At 38.9% G+C, this 14,123-nt stretch carries 11 protein-coding genes; 5 read left to right on the top strand and 6 right to left on the bottom strand.

Annotation, left to right across the window (positions count from 1 at the left end):
* Window positions 1-86: 86 nt before the first annotated feature.
* The gene (gene rdgC, locus ABD009_RS04915; protein ID WP_155695660.1) at window positions 87-986 is read right to left on the bottom strand and encodes a recombination-associated protein RdgC; all 900 of its coding nucleotides are present in this window, start codon (window positions 984-986) and stop codon (window positions 87-89) included.
* 98 nt (window positions 987-1,084) lie between these two features.
* Window positions 1,085-2,866 carry an ATP-binding protein gene (locus tag ABD009_RS04910; protein ID WP_343823203.1) on the bottom strand — a complete coding sequence of 594 codons (1,782 nt, stop codon included), beginning with the start codon at window positions 2,864-2,866 and terminating at the stop codon, window positions 1,085-1,087.
* 171 nt (window positions 2,867-3,037) lie between these two features.
* Here ABD009_RS04910 and ung point away from each other — a divergent pair, with 171 nt between their 5' ends.
* Entirely contained in the window at window positions 3,038-3,697 is a 660-nt protein-coding gene (ung, locus tag ABD009_RS04905) for a uracil-DNA glycosylase (protein ID WP_425543063.1), read from the top strand.
* Between the two features lie 13 nt (window positions 3,698-3,710).
* On the opposite strand, the gene ABD009_RS04900 is transcribed toward ung, so the two are convergent.
* From ABD009_RS04900 to tal, 4 genes are all read right to left on the bottom strand, one after another.
* Window positions 3,711-3,893 carry a DUF3545 family protein gene (locus tag ABD009_RS04900; protein ID WP_155695657.1) on the bottom strand — a complete coding sequence of 61 codons (183 nt, stop codon included), beginning with the start codon at window positions 3,891-3,893 and terminating at the stop codon, window positions 3,711-3,713.
* A 201-nt stretch (window positions 3,894-4,094) separates the two neighbouring features.
* On the bottom strand, window positions 4,095-5,009 hold the full coding sequence (locus tag ABD009_RS04895) for a DMT family transporter (RefSeq protein WP_155695656.1): 915 nt from the start codon (window positions 5,007-5,009) through the stop codon (window positions 4,095-4,097).
* A 26-nt stretch (window positions 5,010-5,035) separates the two neighbouring features.
* Window positions 5,036-6,664 (bottom strand): glucose-6-phosphate isomerase, encoded by a 1,629-nt coding sequence (gene pgi / locus ABD009_RS04890; protein ID WP_343823197.1) that lies wholly within the window; start codon window positions 6,662-6,664, stop codon window positions 5,036-5,038.
* Window positions 6,665-6,676: 12 nt separating this feature from the next.
* Window positions 6,677-7,630 carry a transaldolase gene (tal, locus tag ABD009_RS04885; protein WP_155695654.1) on the bottom strand — a complete coding sequence of 318 codons (954 nt, stop codon included), beginning with the start codon at window positions 7,628-7,630 and terminating at the stop codon, window positions 6,677-6,679.
* A 248-nt stretch (window positions 7,631-7,878) separates the two neighbouring features.
* On the opposite strand from tal, the gene ABD009_RS04880 reads away from it, so the two are divergent.
* The 4 genes from ABD009_RS04880 (at window position 7,879) to ABD009_RS04865 (ending at window position 13,937) form a co-directional block, all read left to right on the top strand.
* Window positions 7,879-8,364: a DUF3429 domain-containing protein gene (locus ABD009_RS04880; protein WP_343823194.1), complete on the top strand. Its 486-nt coding sequence runs from the start codon at window positions 7,879-7,881 to the stop codon at window positions 8,362-8,364.
* 41 nt (window positions 8,365-8,405) lie between these two features.
* The gene (gene yaaA, locus ABD009_RS04875) at window positions 8,406-9,182 is read left to right on the top strand and encodes a peroxide stress protein YaaA (RefSeq protein ID WP_343823192.1); all 777 of its coding nucleotides are present in this window, start codon (window positions 8,406-8,408) and stop codon (window positions 9,180-9,182) included.
* Between the two features lie 78 nt (window positions 9,183-9,260).
* Complete coding sequence (locus ABD009_RS04870) at window positions 9,261-12,152, top strand: FAD-binding and (Fe-S)-binding domain-containing protein (protein ID WP_343823190.1); 2,892 nt, start codon at window positions 9,261-9,263, stop codon at window positions 12,150-12,152.
* Window positions 12,153-12,287: 135 nt separating this feature from the next.
* Window positions 12,288-13,937, top strand: coding sequence for an electron transfer flavoprotein-ubiquinone oxidoreductase (locus ABD009_RS04865; protein WP_343823905.1), 1,650 nt, complete (start codon window positions 12,288-12,290; stop codon window positions 13,935-13,937).
* Window positions 13,938-14,123: the final 186 nt, after the last annotated feature.

Raw genomic sequence — 14,123 nt, 5'->3', positions numbered from 1 at the left:
AAAAAGCTAACTCAAGTGAGTTAGCTTTTTGTTAGATAATTGACTCGTCCTAAACTACAAAATACTTCAACAACAAGTCTCTATTATTATTCTTTAGTGTCCCAAACCGACACCAAGTCATTTATAAGGTTATTCAGTTCACCCGTCATTAATGCGAAGTCTGCATCAAACTTTGCTAACTTGTCATCAGATGGAACATCATCTGTTTGTTCTTTTACGATATCCAAAAATTTAATTTGTTTAATCGCCGCTTCTTCATTTACAACAAATTTTGCTTTTTCATCCCAAACTAAACCTAATTTGTGAACAAACTTTCCGTTGGCAATATGAAGCTGAACTTCTTCTTCCGTCACATCATGGTTTTTTAATTTAGCAACCGCCGCTTCTTCGTCTAATGCTTTTAACTCTATGTCGCTGGCAAACTGAAAAGGTCGTGGCAGTTCATCGTTCTTCACCCAAGAGGTCATAGCTAACATAAGGTCTTGTTCTGGCTTGAGTGGTAAAACCGGTAAAGTACCAATGCACTGTCTTAACATAGCTAACAGTGTTTCAGCACGATTCGCACTGCTGCTATTAACAACTATCCATTGGTTTTTTATATCTATATAGGCATAAAGACGACTATTTTTAGTGAATGCTTTTGGTAGTAATGTTTGAACAATTTCTTCTTTAATTGTCTGCTGTTCTTTCTTACCTACTTTTTGGCCGCGCTCTTGCTGAATCAATTGTACTTTTTCTTCCAGTGCTTCTTTAATCACAGAAGAAGGTAAGATTTTTTCTTCGGTTTTTAAGCAAATTAGAAAGGTATTATTGGCCGCATGCAATAAGCCTTCTGTACCAGGAATGGCAGGAACCCAACCTTGTTTTTGTTGATCTTGGCTGCCACAAGGACGAAAAAGGTGTTCTTCTAAATGATCACTAACTTGCTCAGCAGTTAATTCAAATGGCTTGGTAAATTTATAAATGAAGGCGTTGTTAAACCACATACAGCTTAATCTCTAAAAAACAAAACGGGAAAGAATAATAACAAATCGTGAATATTTAACACCTGAATTTTACCATTCAATTCAGGTGTTAAATTGCGCTACGAAGGAATGACTTTTGGGAACCTAATGTTGTAGGTGAGGCCTTTCTCTGGTTCGCTGTGTGCCGTTATCTCACCATGAAGCGTTTGCTTTACAAGGTTGTAGGCTATGTTTGTACCTAGCCCTGAGCCGCCAACGTTTCGTTTGGTGGTGTAAAATGGGTCAAATAATTGCGATATTTGATCTTTGCTAATACCTTGGCCATTGTCATGGTAAATAATATCAATTTGATCAACATTGTCAGTGACTGTTATATCAATAACGCCATTTTTGATGCCATCAAAGCCATGTATAACACTGTTGATAATAAAGTTGGTAAATATTTGAGAAAGTGCCCCAGCGGGTATAGAAATTTCTAAGTTTAGTGGGCAATCGATATTGACTGTATGCAAACCTTTTTTCAATTCAGGTTTTAAAGACGCAACAATTTCGTTCAGGTAAGCATTAATATTGATTAACCTGTCGGCTTCACTCGTTTGATCAACGGCAATTTGTTTAAAGCTAGCAATCAACTCACTGGCTCTTTGTAAGTTGTTAGTCAAAAGTTCAGCACTTTGCTTACTTTCAGCAAGAAATGCTTTCATGTCATTTGCGCTTAATGTTTGGTTTTCTAGCTTGTGGTCAATTTCTTTTAAACGTTCATTTAATACACTTGTTGCTGTAACACTAACGCCAATAGGTGTATTTACATCATGAGTAATACCGGCAACTAAGCCACCTAATGCTGCAAATTTTTCAGACTCAACAAGCTTGCTGTGAGCCATCTGTAACGTTTCAATTGTGTTTTCTAACTCATGTGTTTTTTTAAGCAATTGCTCTTCAGTATGACTACGAGTTTCAATTTCTTGTTTCAAGGAGTTCTGATTGCTCTCTAGTTGATACTTCTGTCTTTGCAAATCCATCATCGCTTGACTTAAATTGGCGGTTTTCTTAGAGACTTCCTGTTCCAACATGAGATTCTGTTGATCAAGCATGTCGTTACTTTTGAGCAATTGTTTTTGAGTTTGTTTTAACTTGTTCTGCGATTCTGAAAACTGAGAAATAATACCATTAAAAGAGGTTTGAATTATGCTCAACTCACTGCCAGATAACTTATCGACATCCAACTTCATGTCAGCAACATCTTGTTGGTTTAGGTTTTCTAATTGTTCAACTAAATCATCTAATGGTGTCGTGAGGTGTTTTTTGAAGGCCATCAAAAATAATGCAATTAAAAACGTTGTTTTGGCAAAGGCGCTGCCTACCATAAAGTAAACACTTAACAGTATTCTGTCGATGACGACATTTCTAGAGGAGAATAACGTAACATCACCAACCAAAGTACTTCGTCCTGAAAACTCAAAAACTAAAGGAAATCGATAGCCAAATAACCCATTTTCACCAGTGATCATTGTGCCAGTTAATGCAATAGAATTAGAGTCAATTAACTTACCCTCTGAGTTAAACAAGGTATCGTTTACTTCAACAACATTTAGATCCGTGTTACCACTTTGAGTTAATTGCTCTCCTAAATCATTTCTGACTAATACGCCTTCGATCATAGGTATCGCAACTAAACCATCGGATATTGAAACCACTTGCGGTGTGTTCAACTCCCAAATTGCACGGGTAAGACTTGCACTGAAGGTGCTTTCTAAGGTTCTCAACTCTTTTGCAATGTAACTTTTTGTATTGGAAAACTCAGCAATCAATTGAACGCAAGTTACGGCAAACGTCAGTACAAAATACACAGACAGTACACTCACTAGAAGTTTTCGAGATATGCTTTGTTTTGCCTTCATTGAAGATTAGGCCCCAATTAAAATTTTGTTTTTAAAAGAATGTTCGAAGGATAGCTAAGTCATTGGCATATGACTATGTAATATCGAAAAAAAAGTTATTTTATCTAACTATTATATCCTAGTAGAATGTTGCTAACTTGCCCACTAAATGCCGGTATTATGATCAGAAATATAGATTGGAATCATTTCTTTGAAGAACAAAGTAACCAAACTTACTTTGAAACTTTACAGACGAATATCAAAAATTCGCGTAATAAAACTGAAAGAGTTTTTCCTCCAGAGGAACAAGTGTTCAATGCATTTGAAGCAACGTCTCCAAAAGACATAAAAGTTGTTATTTTAGGTCAGGACCCTTATCACGGTTTTGGACAGGCAAACGGCTTAAGTTTTTCAGTAAGCAAAGGTCAAAAAATACCACCTTCACTTCGCAATATTTATAAAGAGCTAGCGTTAGAATATCCAGACTTTGGCACGCCAAAACATGGTGATTTACAGCCATGGGCAGAACAAGGTGTACTGCTACTCAATGCAGTATTAACGGTAGAAGAAAGCAACGCGAATTCACATAAAGATTTTGGTTGGCATATTTTTACAGACAATGCGATTAGATATGTGAGTGATCATTGTAGCAATGTCGTATTTATATTGTGGGGAGCGTTTGCGCAGAAAAAAGAAGTTCTAATAGACGCTGAAAAGCATTCTATTTTGAAGTCTCCACATCCTTCGCCATTGTCAGCGAGAAGAGGCTTTTTTGGCTGTGACCATTTTAAGGCAGCCAATGCGTATTTAGAGAGTAAAGGTAAGACCAAAGTGAATTGGAACTTACCTTGATCACTTGGTTAATCTAAAACTCTAGATCTGCGACGTCATAGTCAGCAGACGGGTCTATATCCTTTAGTTCGTTGCGCAATCGATACTTATCTTTGATCGATTCAATTTCGCGCCATTTGCGTTTTGCAGCTCGTTTACTAGTTTTTTTACCAGTATCGTTTAAAGCACTTTCAAATAACTCAGCTAGCCCTTCCATATCGGCCCCTTAACAGTGTAATTATTATTGTTATAAGGATATTAGATGGTGATTAAACACACACCTAAAACGCTTGCACTCGTTTTATCACAACAGGGGCTAAAGTAAAGATAAAATGTGAAAAAAATATGAACGATTTTTGAAAGTTAAATGAACAAAAATGGTTTGGTTTTTGTTCTGTCAACTGGCATTCAACGTAACTTATTGTTGCTTAAACTTTTTTAGTCTTAAATGAAGTCCAGTGGTCAGCATAACGCCAACTAAAATTAAAACTCCACCAAAAAGCATATTTAAATACAGAGGTTCATTTAGAAAGAGGCTGCCAAAGCAAACCCCAAAAATAGGAATGAGATATGTGACTGACATGGCAATCGTTGGGCTGGTACATTCAATGAGTCGATAAAAAAGGATATAAGCAAAACCAGTACAAATGGCACCTAAGGCAATAATCGCCATCCAAGCTGTGCTATTTACTGACAGGATAAATTCTAGATTGTTATTTATAAAAAATATTGGCAATACAATAATAGAGCCGACAAACATTGTTCCTGACGCAACTAAAAGTGACGGTACATGATTTAAATGCTTTTTTGAGTAGTTAGATGCAATTCCGTATAAGCAAGTAGCAGAAACCACCGCTAGAATAGCGAGAACGTCGTTGTCTAAGCTAAAGGATAGTTTATGCAGTGTTAGTACTATTACCCCTATAAAGCCTATCAGAAGACCAAACCAACCGCTTCGTATAAGTACAGCGTTAAATAGTAATACGCCAAAGAATGCGCCCCACAAAGGCGTTGTTGCATTAACAATAGACGCTAAACCCGCTTCTAATGACAGTGCTGCATAAGCAAATAACATAAACGGAATGACAGAGTTACCAACACTGACCAAAATTAAGTTTTTCCAGATATTAACTTGGTCTTTTTTAGGAAGTGGTAGTAAGGATTTTTTAGTGACGTAGATAAAAACAGGTAACAAAGTTAAGCCAGCAATAAATACCCGCAAAGCGGCCATATTTAAAGCGCCAAACTCAGGGGAGGCAATACGCATAAATAAAAATGAAGCGCCCCAAATAGAAGCCAGTAATAACAGTTCTATGTAATATTTTGGGTTCACTTCATTTCCTTATGCAATAAAGACTTCTATTTAACAGCGCTTCTAAAACTGTCCACCAACTGTTGGGTTGATGAATCTAGCGTTTCAGTTTGTTGCCCTTGAAGCGCATTGAGTACAGACTCGCCTAATACCTTGCCAAGTTCAACGCCCCACTGATCAAAGCTGTTCACATCCCAAATTACGCCTTGGACAAACACTTTGTGCTCATAAAGAGCGACTAAAGCACCAAGTTGTTTTGGTGATAGCTCTTCCATTAGCAAAGTATTCGACGGACGATTACCTGGCATACGTTTATGAGTGGCCAGTGACTTTGCGTCATTGTCTGACATGCCTTTCGCTACTAACTTTTGAGTTACTTCTTCAACCGTCTCACCTTGCATCAATGCTTGGGTTTGTGCAAAACAATTGGCCGCTAACATTTGATGGTGTTCCACTTCTGAGTGGTTTGGTTTAATAGGTAAAATAAAGTCAGCAGGAATAACGGTATTGCCTTGATGCATTAACTGGTGGAATGCATGTTGTCCGTTTGTTCCTTCACCACCCCAAATAATTGGGCCTGTAGCATAGTCAATTGGCTGATTTTTTGTATCGGTAGACTTGCCATTTGATTCCATATCCAGCTGCTGAACATAAGCTGGAAAGCCTCTAAGGTAATGACTGTAAGGCAATAGCACATGCGCTTGGCTGCCAAACAGGTTTCGATACCAAACACCTAAGGTTGCCATTATTACCGGCAAGTTATCTTCAAATGGCGTTGATTGAAAATGCACGTCCATGTCGTGACCACCGGCAAGGATATCGGCAAAGTTTTTATAACCAATGGCTAACGCAATAGGTAAACCTATCGCTGACCAAAGAGAATAACGACCGCCAACCCAATCCCACATTGGAAAAATGTTATCAGGGTTAATGCCAAACTCGGTCGCTTTAGCAATGTTGCTAGATACACACATAAAGTGTTTGCTGATATCTTCAAACTTAGCGCCTTGCGCTAACAACCAATCTCTTGCTGTTTCTGTATTCTTCAGGGTTTCTTGAGTACCAAAAGACTTTGAACTCATGATAACTAGTGTTGTTTCAGCATTTAACTTAGCGAGCACGTCGGTAATATGATGTGCATCAACATTAGCAACAAAATGCACATTTAGTGATTTTACTTTGTAAGGTTTTAGCGCCTCAGTTACTATTTTAGGACCTAAAAATGAGCCACCAATACCAATGGCTATAACATCTGTAAAGGCTTTGCCGGTATAACCTTTGCGTGTGCCATTGTGTACTTCATTAACAAATGATTCGATTTTTGATAAAGCGTTATGAACATCTTCAATAATGTTTTGGCCATCAACCATGACTTCACTGTTTTTTGGTGAACGCAAAGCAGTATGAAGAACAGCTCGGTCTTCCGTTGTATTAATGACGCCACCGGAAAACATTTGTGCTGTTTTTTCTTTCAAGTTTGCTTGATTAGCCATTGAAATTAGAGCTTCAAATGCGTCTTTATCAATATTGTTCTTAGAAAAGTCTAAGGTGAAGCCACATGCCTTTTTAGTGAACAAACGCGCTCTTGACGCTTCCTGTTTAAACAGGTCTTTCATATGCACGCTTTTTAAACGTGCATAATGAGGCTGTAGCGAATCTAAAATAGTCTGACTCATGAAACTAAAACCCTATAATTTGGCTGACAGTAAAGCTTCTAATTTCACTTGGTCTTTAGCGAAGTTACTAATACCCTCAGCTAACTTTTGAGTCGCCATTGGATCTTCGTTATGGTCCCAGCGGAATTCTGCTTCCGTCATTGCGGCTGGGCGCTCAGATTTGTTGCCTTCAAAAGATAACGCTTTTGGTAAAGGCTGTTCTATTGCGTCTAATTCTTCTAATAAAGCCGGTGCTATTGTTAAGCGATCACATCCAGCTAACGCCATGATTTCGTCAGTATTTCGGAAGCTTGCTCCCATAACTACTGTGTTGTAGCCATGTTGTTTGTAATATTGGAAAATGTTGCGAACTGAAATAACGCCAGGATCTTCTTCGCCACTGAATTCTTGCTTCTCACCATTCGCTTTGTGCCAATCTAAAATACGGCCTACAAATGGAGAAATTAAAAATACGCCAGCTTCTGCGCAGGCTCTTGCTTGAGCAAAACTAAATAACAAGGTTAAGTTACACTGTATGCCTTGTTGCTCTAGTATTTCAGCGGCTTTGATGCCTTCCCAAGTGGAAGCCATTTTTATTAATACGCGATCACGAGCTATGCCAGCTTGTTCATACAGCTCTATCAAACGAAGTGCCTTAGCGACTGTTTTTTCGGTATCAAATGATAATCTTGCGTCAACTTCTGTGGAGATACGGCCAGGGATTAGAGCATTGATTTCTTTACCAATTAATACCGCTAGTTGGTCAGAGGTATCTTCAAGTTGTTGCGCTTTGTCATTTGATTGCTGTTTTGCCCACGCTACAGCTTGATCAATATACTTTGAGTATTCTGGGATTTGAGCCGCTTTTAATAACAATGACGGGTTTGTTGTTGCGTCAACCGGACGGAACTTTGCAATTGCTTCAATTTCGCCAGTATCAGCGACAACGGTGGTCATTTCTCTTAATTGTTTTAATACACTAGACATTTTTTATTCCTGAAAACTTTTTGTGCCGAATAGACGTAGAATTGATTACTTTCTGGACACCAACAGTATAGTTGGCTTTGCGGCATTGTGATGATTATTACTTGATGCTAAAACTACAAAGAAAGATGAATTTATTCAAGCATGATTCGTAATTAAACCACGGTTTTTGTAGACTTATGCGTATATTTATTTAAAACCTTCGTAAAATTACGACAAACTGTAGTTTTACCGCTTAAATCGAGAATAAAATGAACACAGTTTCAAATGAATCAAACATAGATGATTCTCTTAAAAGTACAGTCACCTTATTTGGTTACGGTGGTCTGATTCCTTTTCTTTATTTTGCACTTTGCGCTTGGTTCCCAAACTTAAACCTAGTTGGTGGTGACCCACTTTTTATTTTTAGAATGTACAGCGCCGTTATACTTAGTTTCCTAGCGGGATCATTATGGGTATTTGGATTGTTGGCAGGGCAGTATCGGCAACAAGTTAAGGTTCGCAGCCGCAGTCTTATCTGGTCGGCGATATTGTTATCAATACTCGCTTGGGGCAATATTTTTATAGTTGGTAAAGCGGCTTTATTTGTTGGCGGTTTATTATTTTTAGTGGTGTGGCAAATTGAGCAGAAAACCGAGTTAACAAAGTGTTATCCAACTTGGTATACTGACCTAAGAGCAAAGTTAAGCATGAGTGTAGCGGCGTTACATATTATTATTTGGTTGACGGTAAGCTAGTCTTTAACTCATTTTTCAAATCAAAAAAGAAGCGATTTAATATGTTGTATGTAATTTCTCCGGCAAAAAACTTAGATTATGAAACTAAGCCTGCAACTCAAAAGTATACGCAACCGGAATTAATGTCGGATGCAACAGAGTTAGCGAATGTATGTAAAGATTTAACGCCACAAGATTTAAGTTCGTTGATGCATATTAGCGACAAATTAGCAGGGCTGAATGCAGCTCGCTTTACAGAGTGGCAGCCAGACTTCACTCCTGAAAACGCAAAACAAGCCGTGCTTGCCTTTAATGGTGATGTTTACACAGGCTTAGAAGCTGAAAGCTTTAATGATGCAGAGTTTGATTATGCACAAAAACACCTTCGTATTTTGTCTGGCCTTTATGGTGTATTAAAACCATTAGACTTGATGCAGCCATATCGATTAGAGATGGGCACAAAACTATCAAACCCTCGTGGCGATAACCTTTATCACTTTTGGGGTGACATTGTCACAAACAAAATTAATGAACAAATTGATGCGGTAAATGCACCATATTTAATCAACTTGGCTTCAACGGAATACTTTAAGTCGGTTAAGAAAAAACAATTGAACGCGCCATTAATTACGCCAACCTTTAAAGATTGGAAAAACGGTCAATACAAAATGATCAGCTTTTTTGCAAAAAAAGCACGCGGCATGATGGTTCAGTACTTAATAAAAAACCAAGTAGAAACGTTAGAAGACTTGCTCAAGTTCGACATGGCAGGTTATGTTTATAACTCGGAACTGTCAAAACCAGATGCACCTTGTTTTACTCGAAAAGAGCAAGATTAACTTTTTGATAAAATGACTAGCAAAGAGTCGCTTGGCTCTTTGCTTTAATTAATTGCATCGATAACTTGAGTGTAATTAATGAGTCCCACAGCCACCTCTGTTTCTGATAACCACTATCAGTCTTTTTTAAGCGAACTTAAAACGGCCATACCCGCCGCGCAACTTATTGATGACCCATTAAAAAATCTTGTTTATTCCACGGATGCCAGTTTTTATCGACTAATAGCCAAGCTCCTTGTTATTGTTGATAACGAAACCCAATTAAAGTCGACTTTACAGCTCGCTAATCAGTATTTAATTCCTGTTTGTTTCAGAGCCGCAGGAACAAGCCTTTCCGGTCAAGCCATCACAGATTCAGTGCTTATTAAGCTTTCAAGTAAATGGCAAGATTATGAAATTTCAGATGTCGGCCAAACCATAACAATGCAGTGCGGTGTGCTAGGCAGTGCTGCAAATTCTGCGTTACTCCCATTTAATAAAGTTTTAGGGCCAATGCCAGCTTCAATTGATGCTGCAACTGTTGGCGGTATGGCAATAAATAATGCCGCTGGCATGAACTCACTAGACACGTATGGTCAAATGCTCAGCGCAAAGTTCATCTTAGCGAACGGATATGAGTTTGACTCAAAAGAGATTAAAGCTAATCCGTCAAAGCAAAGTGAGTTTATAAAGAACAACAAAGGGTTAGTTGATGGAATAGAGCTGTTAATGCAGCAGGTAAGATCAAAACCCGATTTAGTAGAAAAAATTTCAATAAAATACCAAATTAAAAATACCACGGGTTATAGCTTGCGAGCTTTAATAGAGTTTGATGATGTAATTGATGTTATTTCCCACTTGATGATAGGTTCGGAAGGAACTTTAGGATTTATTTCCCACATCACCCATAAAACTGTCGATATTTTACCTTTTAAAGCAACTTCACTGGTTATCTTTGATTCGCTTTCTGATGCAGGACTTGCGGTTCAACGCCTTAAGGAAGTACAAATCTCATCGCCTTCAAGTATTGCCGCAGCCGAGTTAATAGACTACTTGGCGCTCAAAGCCATTAAAGATGAGCCTGGAATGCCGTCGTGTTTACATCACATTTCACACAATAATGTGGCTCTACTTATTCAGGTTGAAGGTCATTCAAATCAAGAGTTAGATGCAAGGGTAAAGAGTACCGAAGCTTTATTAGCGGGACTGACTTTGTTTGAGCCTGCCGTTTTTACTCGAGAGCCAAAGCAAATTAAGTGCTACTGGCAAATGCGCAAAGCAATTTTCCCTGCGGTTGGGGCGAATCGTCCAGCTGGAACGACGGCGCTGATAGAAGATGTCGCTTTCCCTATTGATTCTTTGCCTAATGCTTTGGTGGATCTTCAATCTTTGTTGTTGGAATTTGAATACCATGACGCAGTGATTTATGGCCACGCTCTAGATGGCAATCTCCACTTTATATTTTCGCAAGCCTTTGACACTCAAGAACACATTGACCGCTATGAGTTATTTATGAGAAAAGTGGTTGAGCTCGTTGTTGATAAATATCAAGGCTCTTTAAAAGCGGAGCATGGTACAGGCAGAAACATGGCTCCTTTTGTTGAGCATGAATGGGGCACTCCGCTTTATGAAGTAATGCTTCAAATAAAACGGCTGTTTGATCCAAATGGCATACTAAATCCAGACGTGATGATCACGGAGGATCAACAACTGTTTATCAAAAACATTAAACCGCTGGTGGCGGGCAATGAGCTTATAGATAAGTGTATTGAATGTGGTTTTTGCGAACGCCAGTGCCCAAGCCGAAATTTAACCTTTACGCCAAGGCAACGTATAGTAGCCCAGCGCCATTTGATGGCCTGCAATGACTCATCTCAGAGCTTAATTAAAACTTTTCAATATAACGTTAATGAAACGTGTGCTGGTTGTGGTTTATGTGAAACCAGCTGCCCGGTTGGCATAAATACGGGTGACTTAGTCAGACAACTAAGAACAAAATCTAATTCGGCACTTTCAAACAAAATAGCAAATACAGTTGTTAACTACTTTGATTTAGCGGTAAAGACCAGTCGGTTTGGGGTCAAAGTTGGGCGTTTTATTCAAAGTAAGCTTTTACAAGACAAACTACATCAACAAAATATTGTTCAACCTAAATTCCCCCATAGCCTGTTCGGTAAAATGGGCTATCTGAATAGACCTGCGCTACCCAAGGCATACAAAGCTCCAAAAAGTGTGGTGAAAAGTAATTCGAGCATAGGTAAACCAAAAGTGGTGTTGTTTTCTGCATGTGTAAGTCGAGTATTCGGGAGCGCATTATCGACAACGACAGATAAAGCCTTAGACTCACAACAAGATGTGGTTTTTAATCGTTTGCTTGATAAAGCTGGATATGAGGTGATTAAGCCGGATCAAATTGACTCGTTATGCTGTGGTTTACCCTTTAAAAGTAAAGGTTTTCCTGAACAGGCAAAACAAAAAGCGGATTCGTTATTTGAGTCTTTATTAAAGGCTAGTAATCAGGGTGAGTTTCCTATTTTGATTGATACTAGCCAATGCAGTTCTCAGTTAATTTCAGCACTGGCGTCAAGTCAAAAGGATCAATTACGCCTATTCGACCCTTTAACTTTTGTTAATAGCCATTTATTGCCTAAGCTTAACGTTACGCCAAAAACACAGCCTGTTGCGTTTCATTTAACTTGTGCGGCGCGCAAAGACGATAAGGCGGCAGCAGCTTTAGATATTATGAAAGTCTGTGCAACAAATGTTGTAATACCGGAGCAAGTTACTTGCTGTGGTTTTGCAGGAGATAAAGGCTTTACTGTACCGGAGCTTAATCAAAGTGCCTTAGCTGAACTAAAACAACAAGTTCAGGGTTGCCAAAGCGGTTATTCTACCAGTAGGACCTGCGAAATAGGGCTCAGTCATCACAGCGGTATTAATTATCAGTCCATCTACTATTTAATAGATGAGGTAACTGACGCAAAAGTTTAAGTAAGTGTATTTGTTTACATAGATTTACGACTAAATATGCAATTGTTTTAAATAAAAGTAGCTCAAATAGCTCTCTTGAGTAAAATAGCGCGTATAAAAATAATAGATAAAGAAAGGGGACAAGGTTTGGCTGAGATTGAAAGAGAATCAATGGACTTTGACGTAGTCATCGTTGGAGCTGGCCCTGCGGGCTTGTCGGCCGCTATTCGCTTGATGCAAAAAGCAGAAGAGAATGAGCAAGAGTTAATGGTTTGCGTTGTTGAAAAAGGGTCGGAAGTAGGCGCACATATATTGTCTGGTGCCGTTTTAGATCCAAAAGCATTAACAGAATTAATTCCTGACTGGAAAGAACAAGGCGCACCGTTAAATGCGGCGGTGAGTAGCGATGAAGTTTATTTTCTTCGTAGTGAAGAGTCGGCTTCTGCGGTACCTGGATTGTTGTTCCCAAAAACCATGCACAACGATGGCAATTATGTCGTGTCTATGGGTAATGTATCTCGCTGGTTAGCGGAAAAAGCTGAAGCCATGGGTGTTGAGATTTTCCCTGGTTTCCCAGCATCTCACGTTTTATATGATGACAACGGCGCAGTTGTTGGCATTCAAACGGGTGATATGGGCTTAGATGAAGAAGGCCAAGCTAAAGATTCGTTTATGCCGGGCATGGAACTGAGAGCTAAATATACGATTTTTGCTGAAGGTTGCCGTGGACACTTAGGTAAGTCTTTAATTTCTAAATATAAACTAGATGAAGGCAAGTCCCCTCAACATTACGGCCTTGGTTTTAAAGAAATTTGGCAGGTGCCTGCTGAACAACATCAACCAGGTTTAGTAGTTCACACTGCAGGTTGGCCTCTAACTGATGGCGCTACGGGTGGCGGTTATTTATATCACGCAGAAGATAACCAAGTCGTTTGTGGTTTAATTGTGGACCTCAACTATTCAAATCCACACTTAAGTCCGTTTGACGAATTCCAACGCTTAAAGCATCACCCGGTTTATGCAAAACACTTAAAAGGTGCAAAGCGCATAGCCTATGGCGCAAGAGCTATCACTAAAGGTGGTTTAAACTCACTTCCTAAAATGACCATGCCAGGTGGCTTTTTAGTTGGTTGTAACGCCGGCACACTTAACTTTGCTAAAATCAAAGGTAATCATGCAGCAATGAAATCAGGCATGTTAGCAGCTGAAACTATTGCTGACGCTTTAAAGGCTGGTGATGAAGGTCAGCAAGACCTTGTTCAATATCAAACTGCGTTTGATGCTAGCTGGTTGTATGATGAGCTTTATTCAACAAGAAACTTTGGTCCTGCTTTACACAAGTTAGGTACTGTTATTGGTGGTGCTTACAATACGATTGATCAAAACTGGTTTGGCGGTAAATTACCGTTCTCGTTTAAAGACGAAACACCAGATTACGCATCGTTAAAGCCAGCTAATGAAAGCAAAATGATTGAGTATCCAAAACCAGATGGTCAATTGAGCTTTGATAAGTTATCTAGTGTATTTTTGTCAAATACTAACCATGAAGAAGACCAACCGGTACATTTAAAACTTGCGGATAAAACAATTCCTCTAGCTCAAAACTTAACTCAGTTTAACGAGCCTGCGCAACGTTACTGTCCAGCTGGTGTATATGAAATAGTTGAAGAAGAAGCGGGACAGAAGTTCCAAATCAACTCTCAAAACTGTGTGCATTGTAAAACGTGTGATATCAAAGATCCGGCGCAAAACATTACCTGGGTAACACCAGAAGGTGGCGGCGGTCCAAACTATCCAAATATGTAAGAATTACGTATTTACTCGTTATCTAAAAACCAGCCCATGTAGGCTGGTTTTTTATTGCCTTTTTTATGACCTTTTTATCACCTTTGCTTTATTCATTTACTTTACTTTATTCATTTACTCTACGGTGTCACTTGATTATCAATACTTTACTGCTGTTCAACGATACAGACTTGACCTTTTGGGTGA

Origin of the sequence: Psychrosphaera haliotis, from assembly GCF_039523615.1 — a bacterium.
GTDB lineage: Bacteria > Pseudomonadota > Gammaproteobacteria > Enterobacterales > Alteromonadaceae > Psychrosphaera > Psychrosphaera haliotis.
This window is presented reverse-complemented; position numbering and strand designations above follow the sequence as displayed.

What these genes read in the sequence shown, in the direction of transcription:
- pgi (WP_343823197.1), bottom strand. Translation starts at nt 6,664, where the DNA reads ATGAGTCAGACTATTTTAGATTCGCTACAGCCTCATTATGCACGTTTA.
- yaaA (WP_343823192.1), top strand. Translation starts at nt 8,406, where the DNA reads ATGTTGTATGTAATTTCTCCGGCAAAAAACTTAGATTATGAAACTAAG.
- ABD009_RS04870 (WP_343823190.1), top strand. Translation starts at nt 9,261, where the DNA reads ATGAGTCCCACAGCCACCTCTGTTTCTGATAACCACTATCAGTCTTTT.
- tal (WP_155695654.1), bottom strand. Translation starts at nt 7,630, where the DNA reads ATGTCTAGTGTATTAAAACAATTAAGAGAAATGACCACCGTTGTCGCT.
- rdgC (WP_155695660.1), bottom strand. Translation starts at nt 986, where the DNA reads ATGTGGTTTAACAACGCCTTCATTTATAAATTTACCAAGCCATTTGAA.
- ABD009_RS04900 (WP_155695657.1), bottom strand. Translation starts at nt 3,893, where the DNA reads ATGGAAGGGCTAGCTGAGTTATTTGAAAGTGCTTTAAACGATACTGGT.
- ABD009_RS04880 (WP_343823194.1), top strand. Translation starts at nt 7,879, where the DNA reads ATGAACACAGTTTCAAATGAATCAAACATAGATGATTCTCTTAAAAGT.
- ABD009_RS04910 (WP_343823203.1), bottom strand. Translation starts at nt 2,866, where the DNA reads ATGAAGGCAAAACAAAGCATATCTCGAAAACTTCTAGTGAGTGTACTG.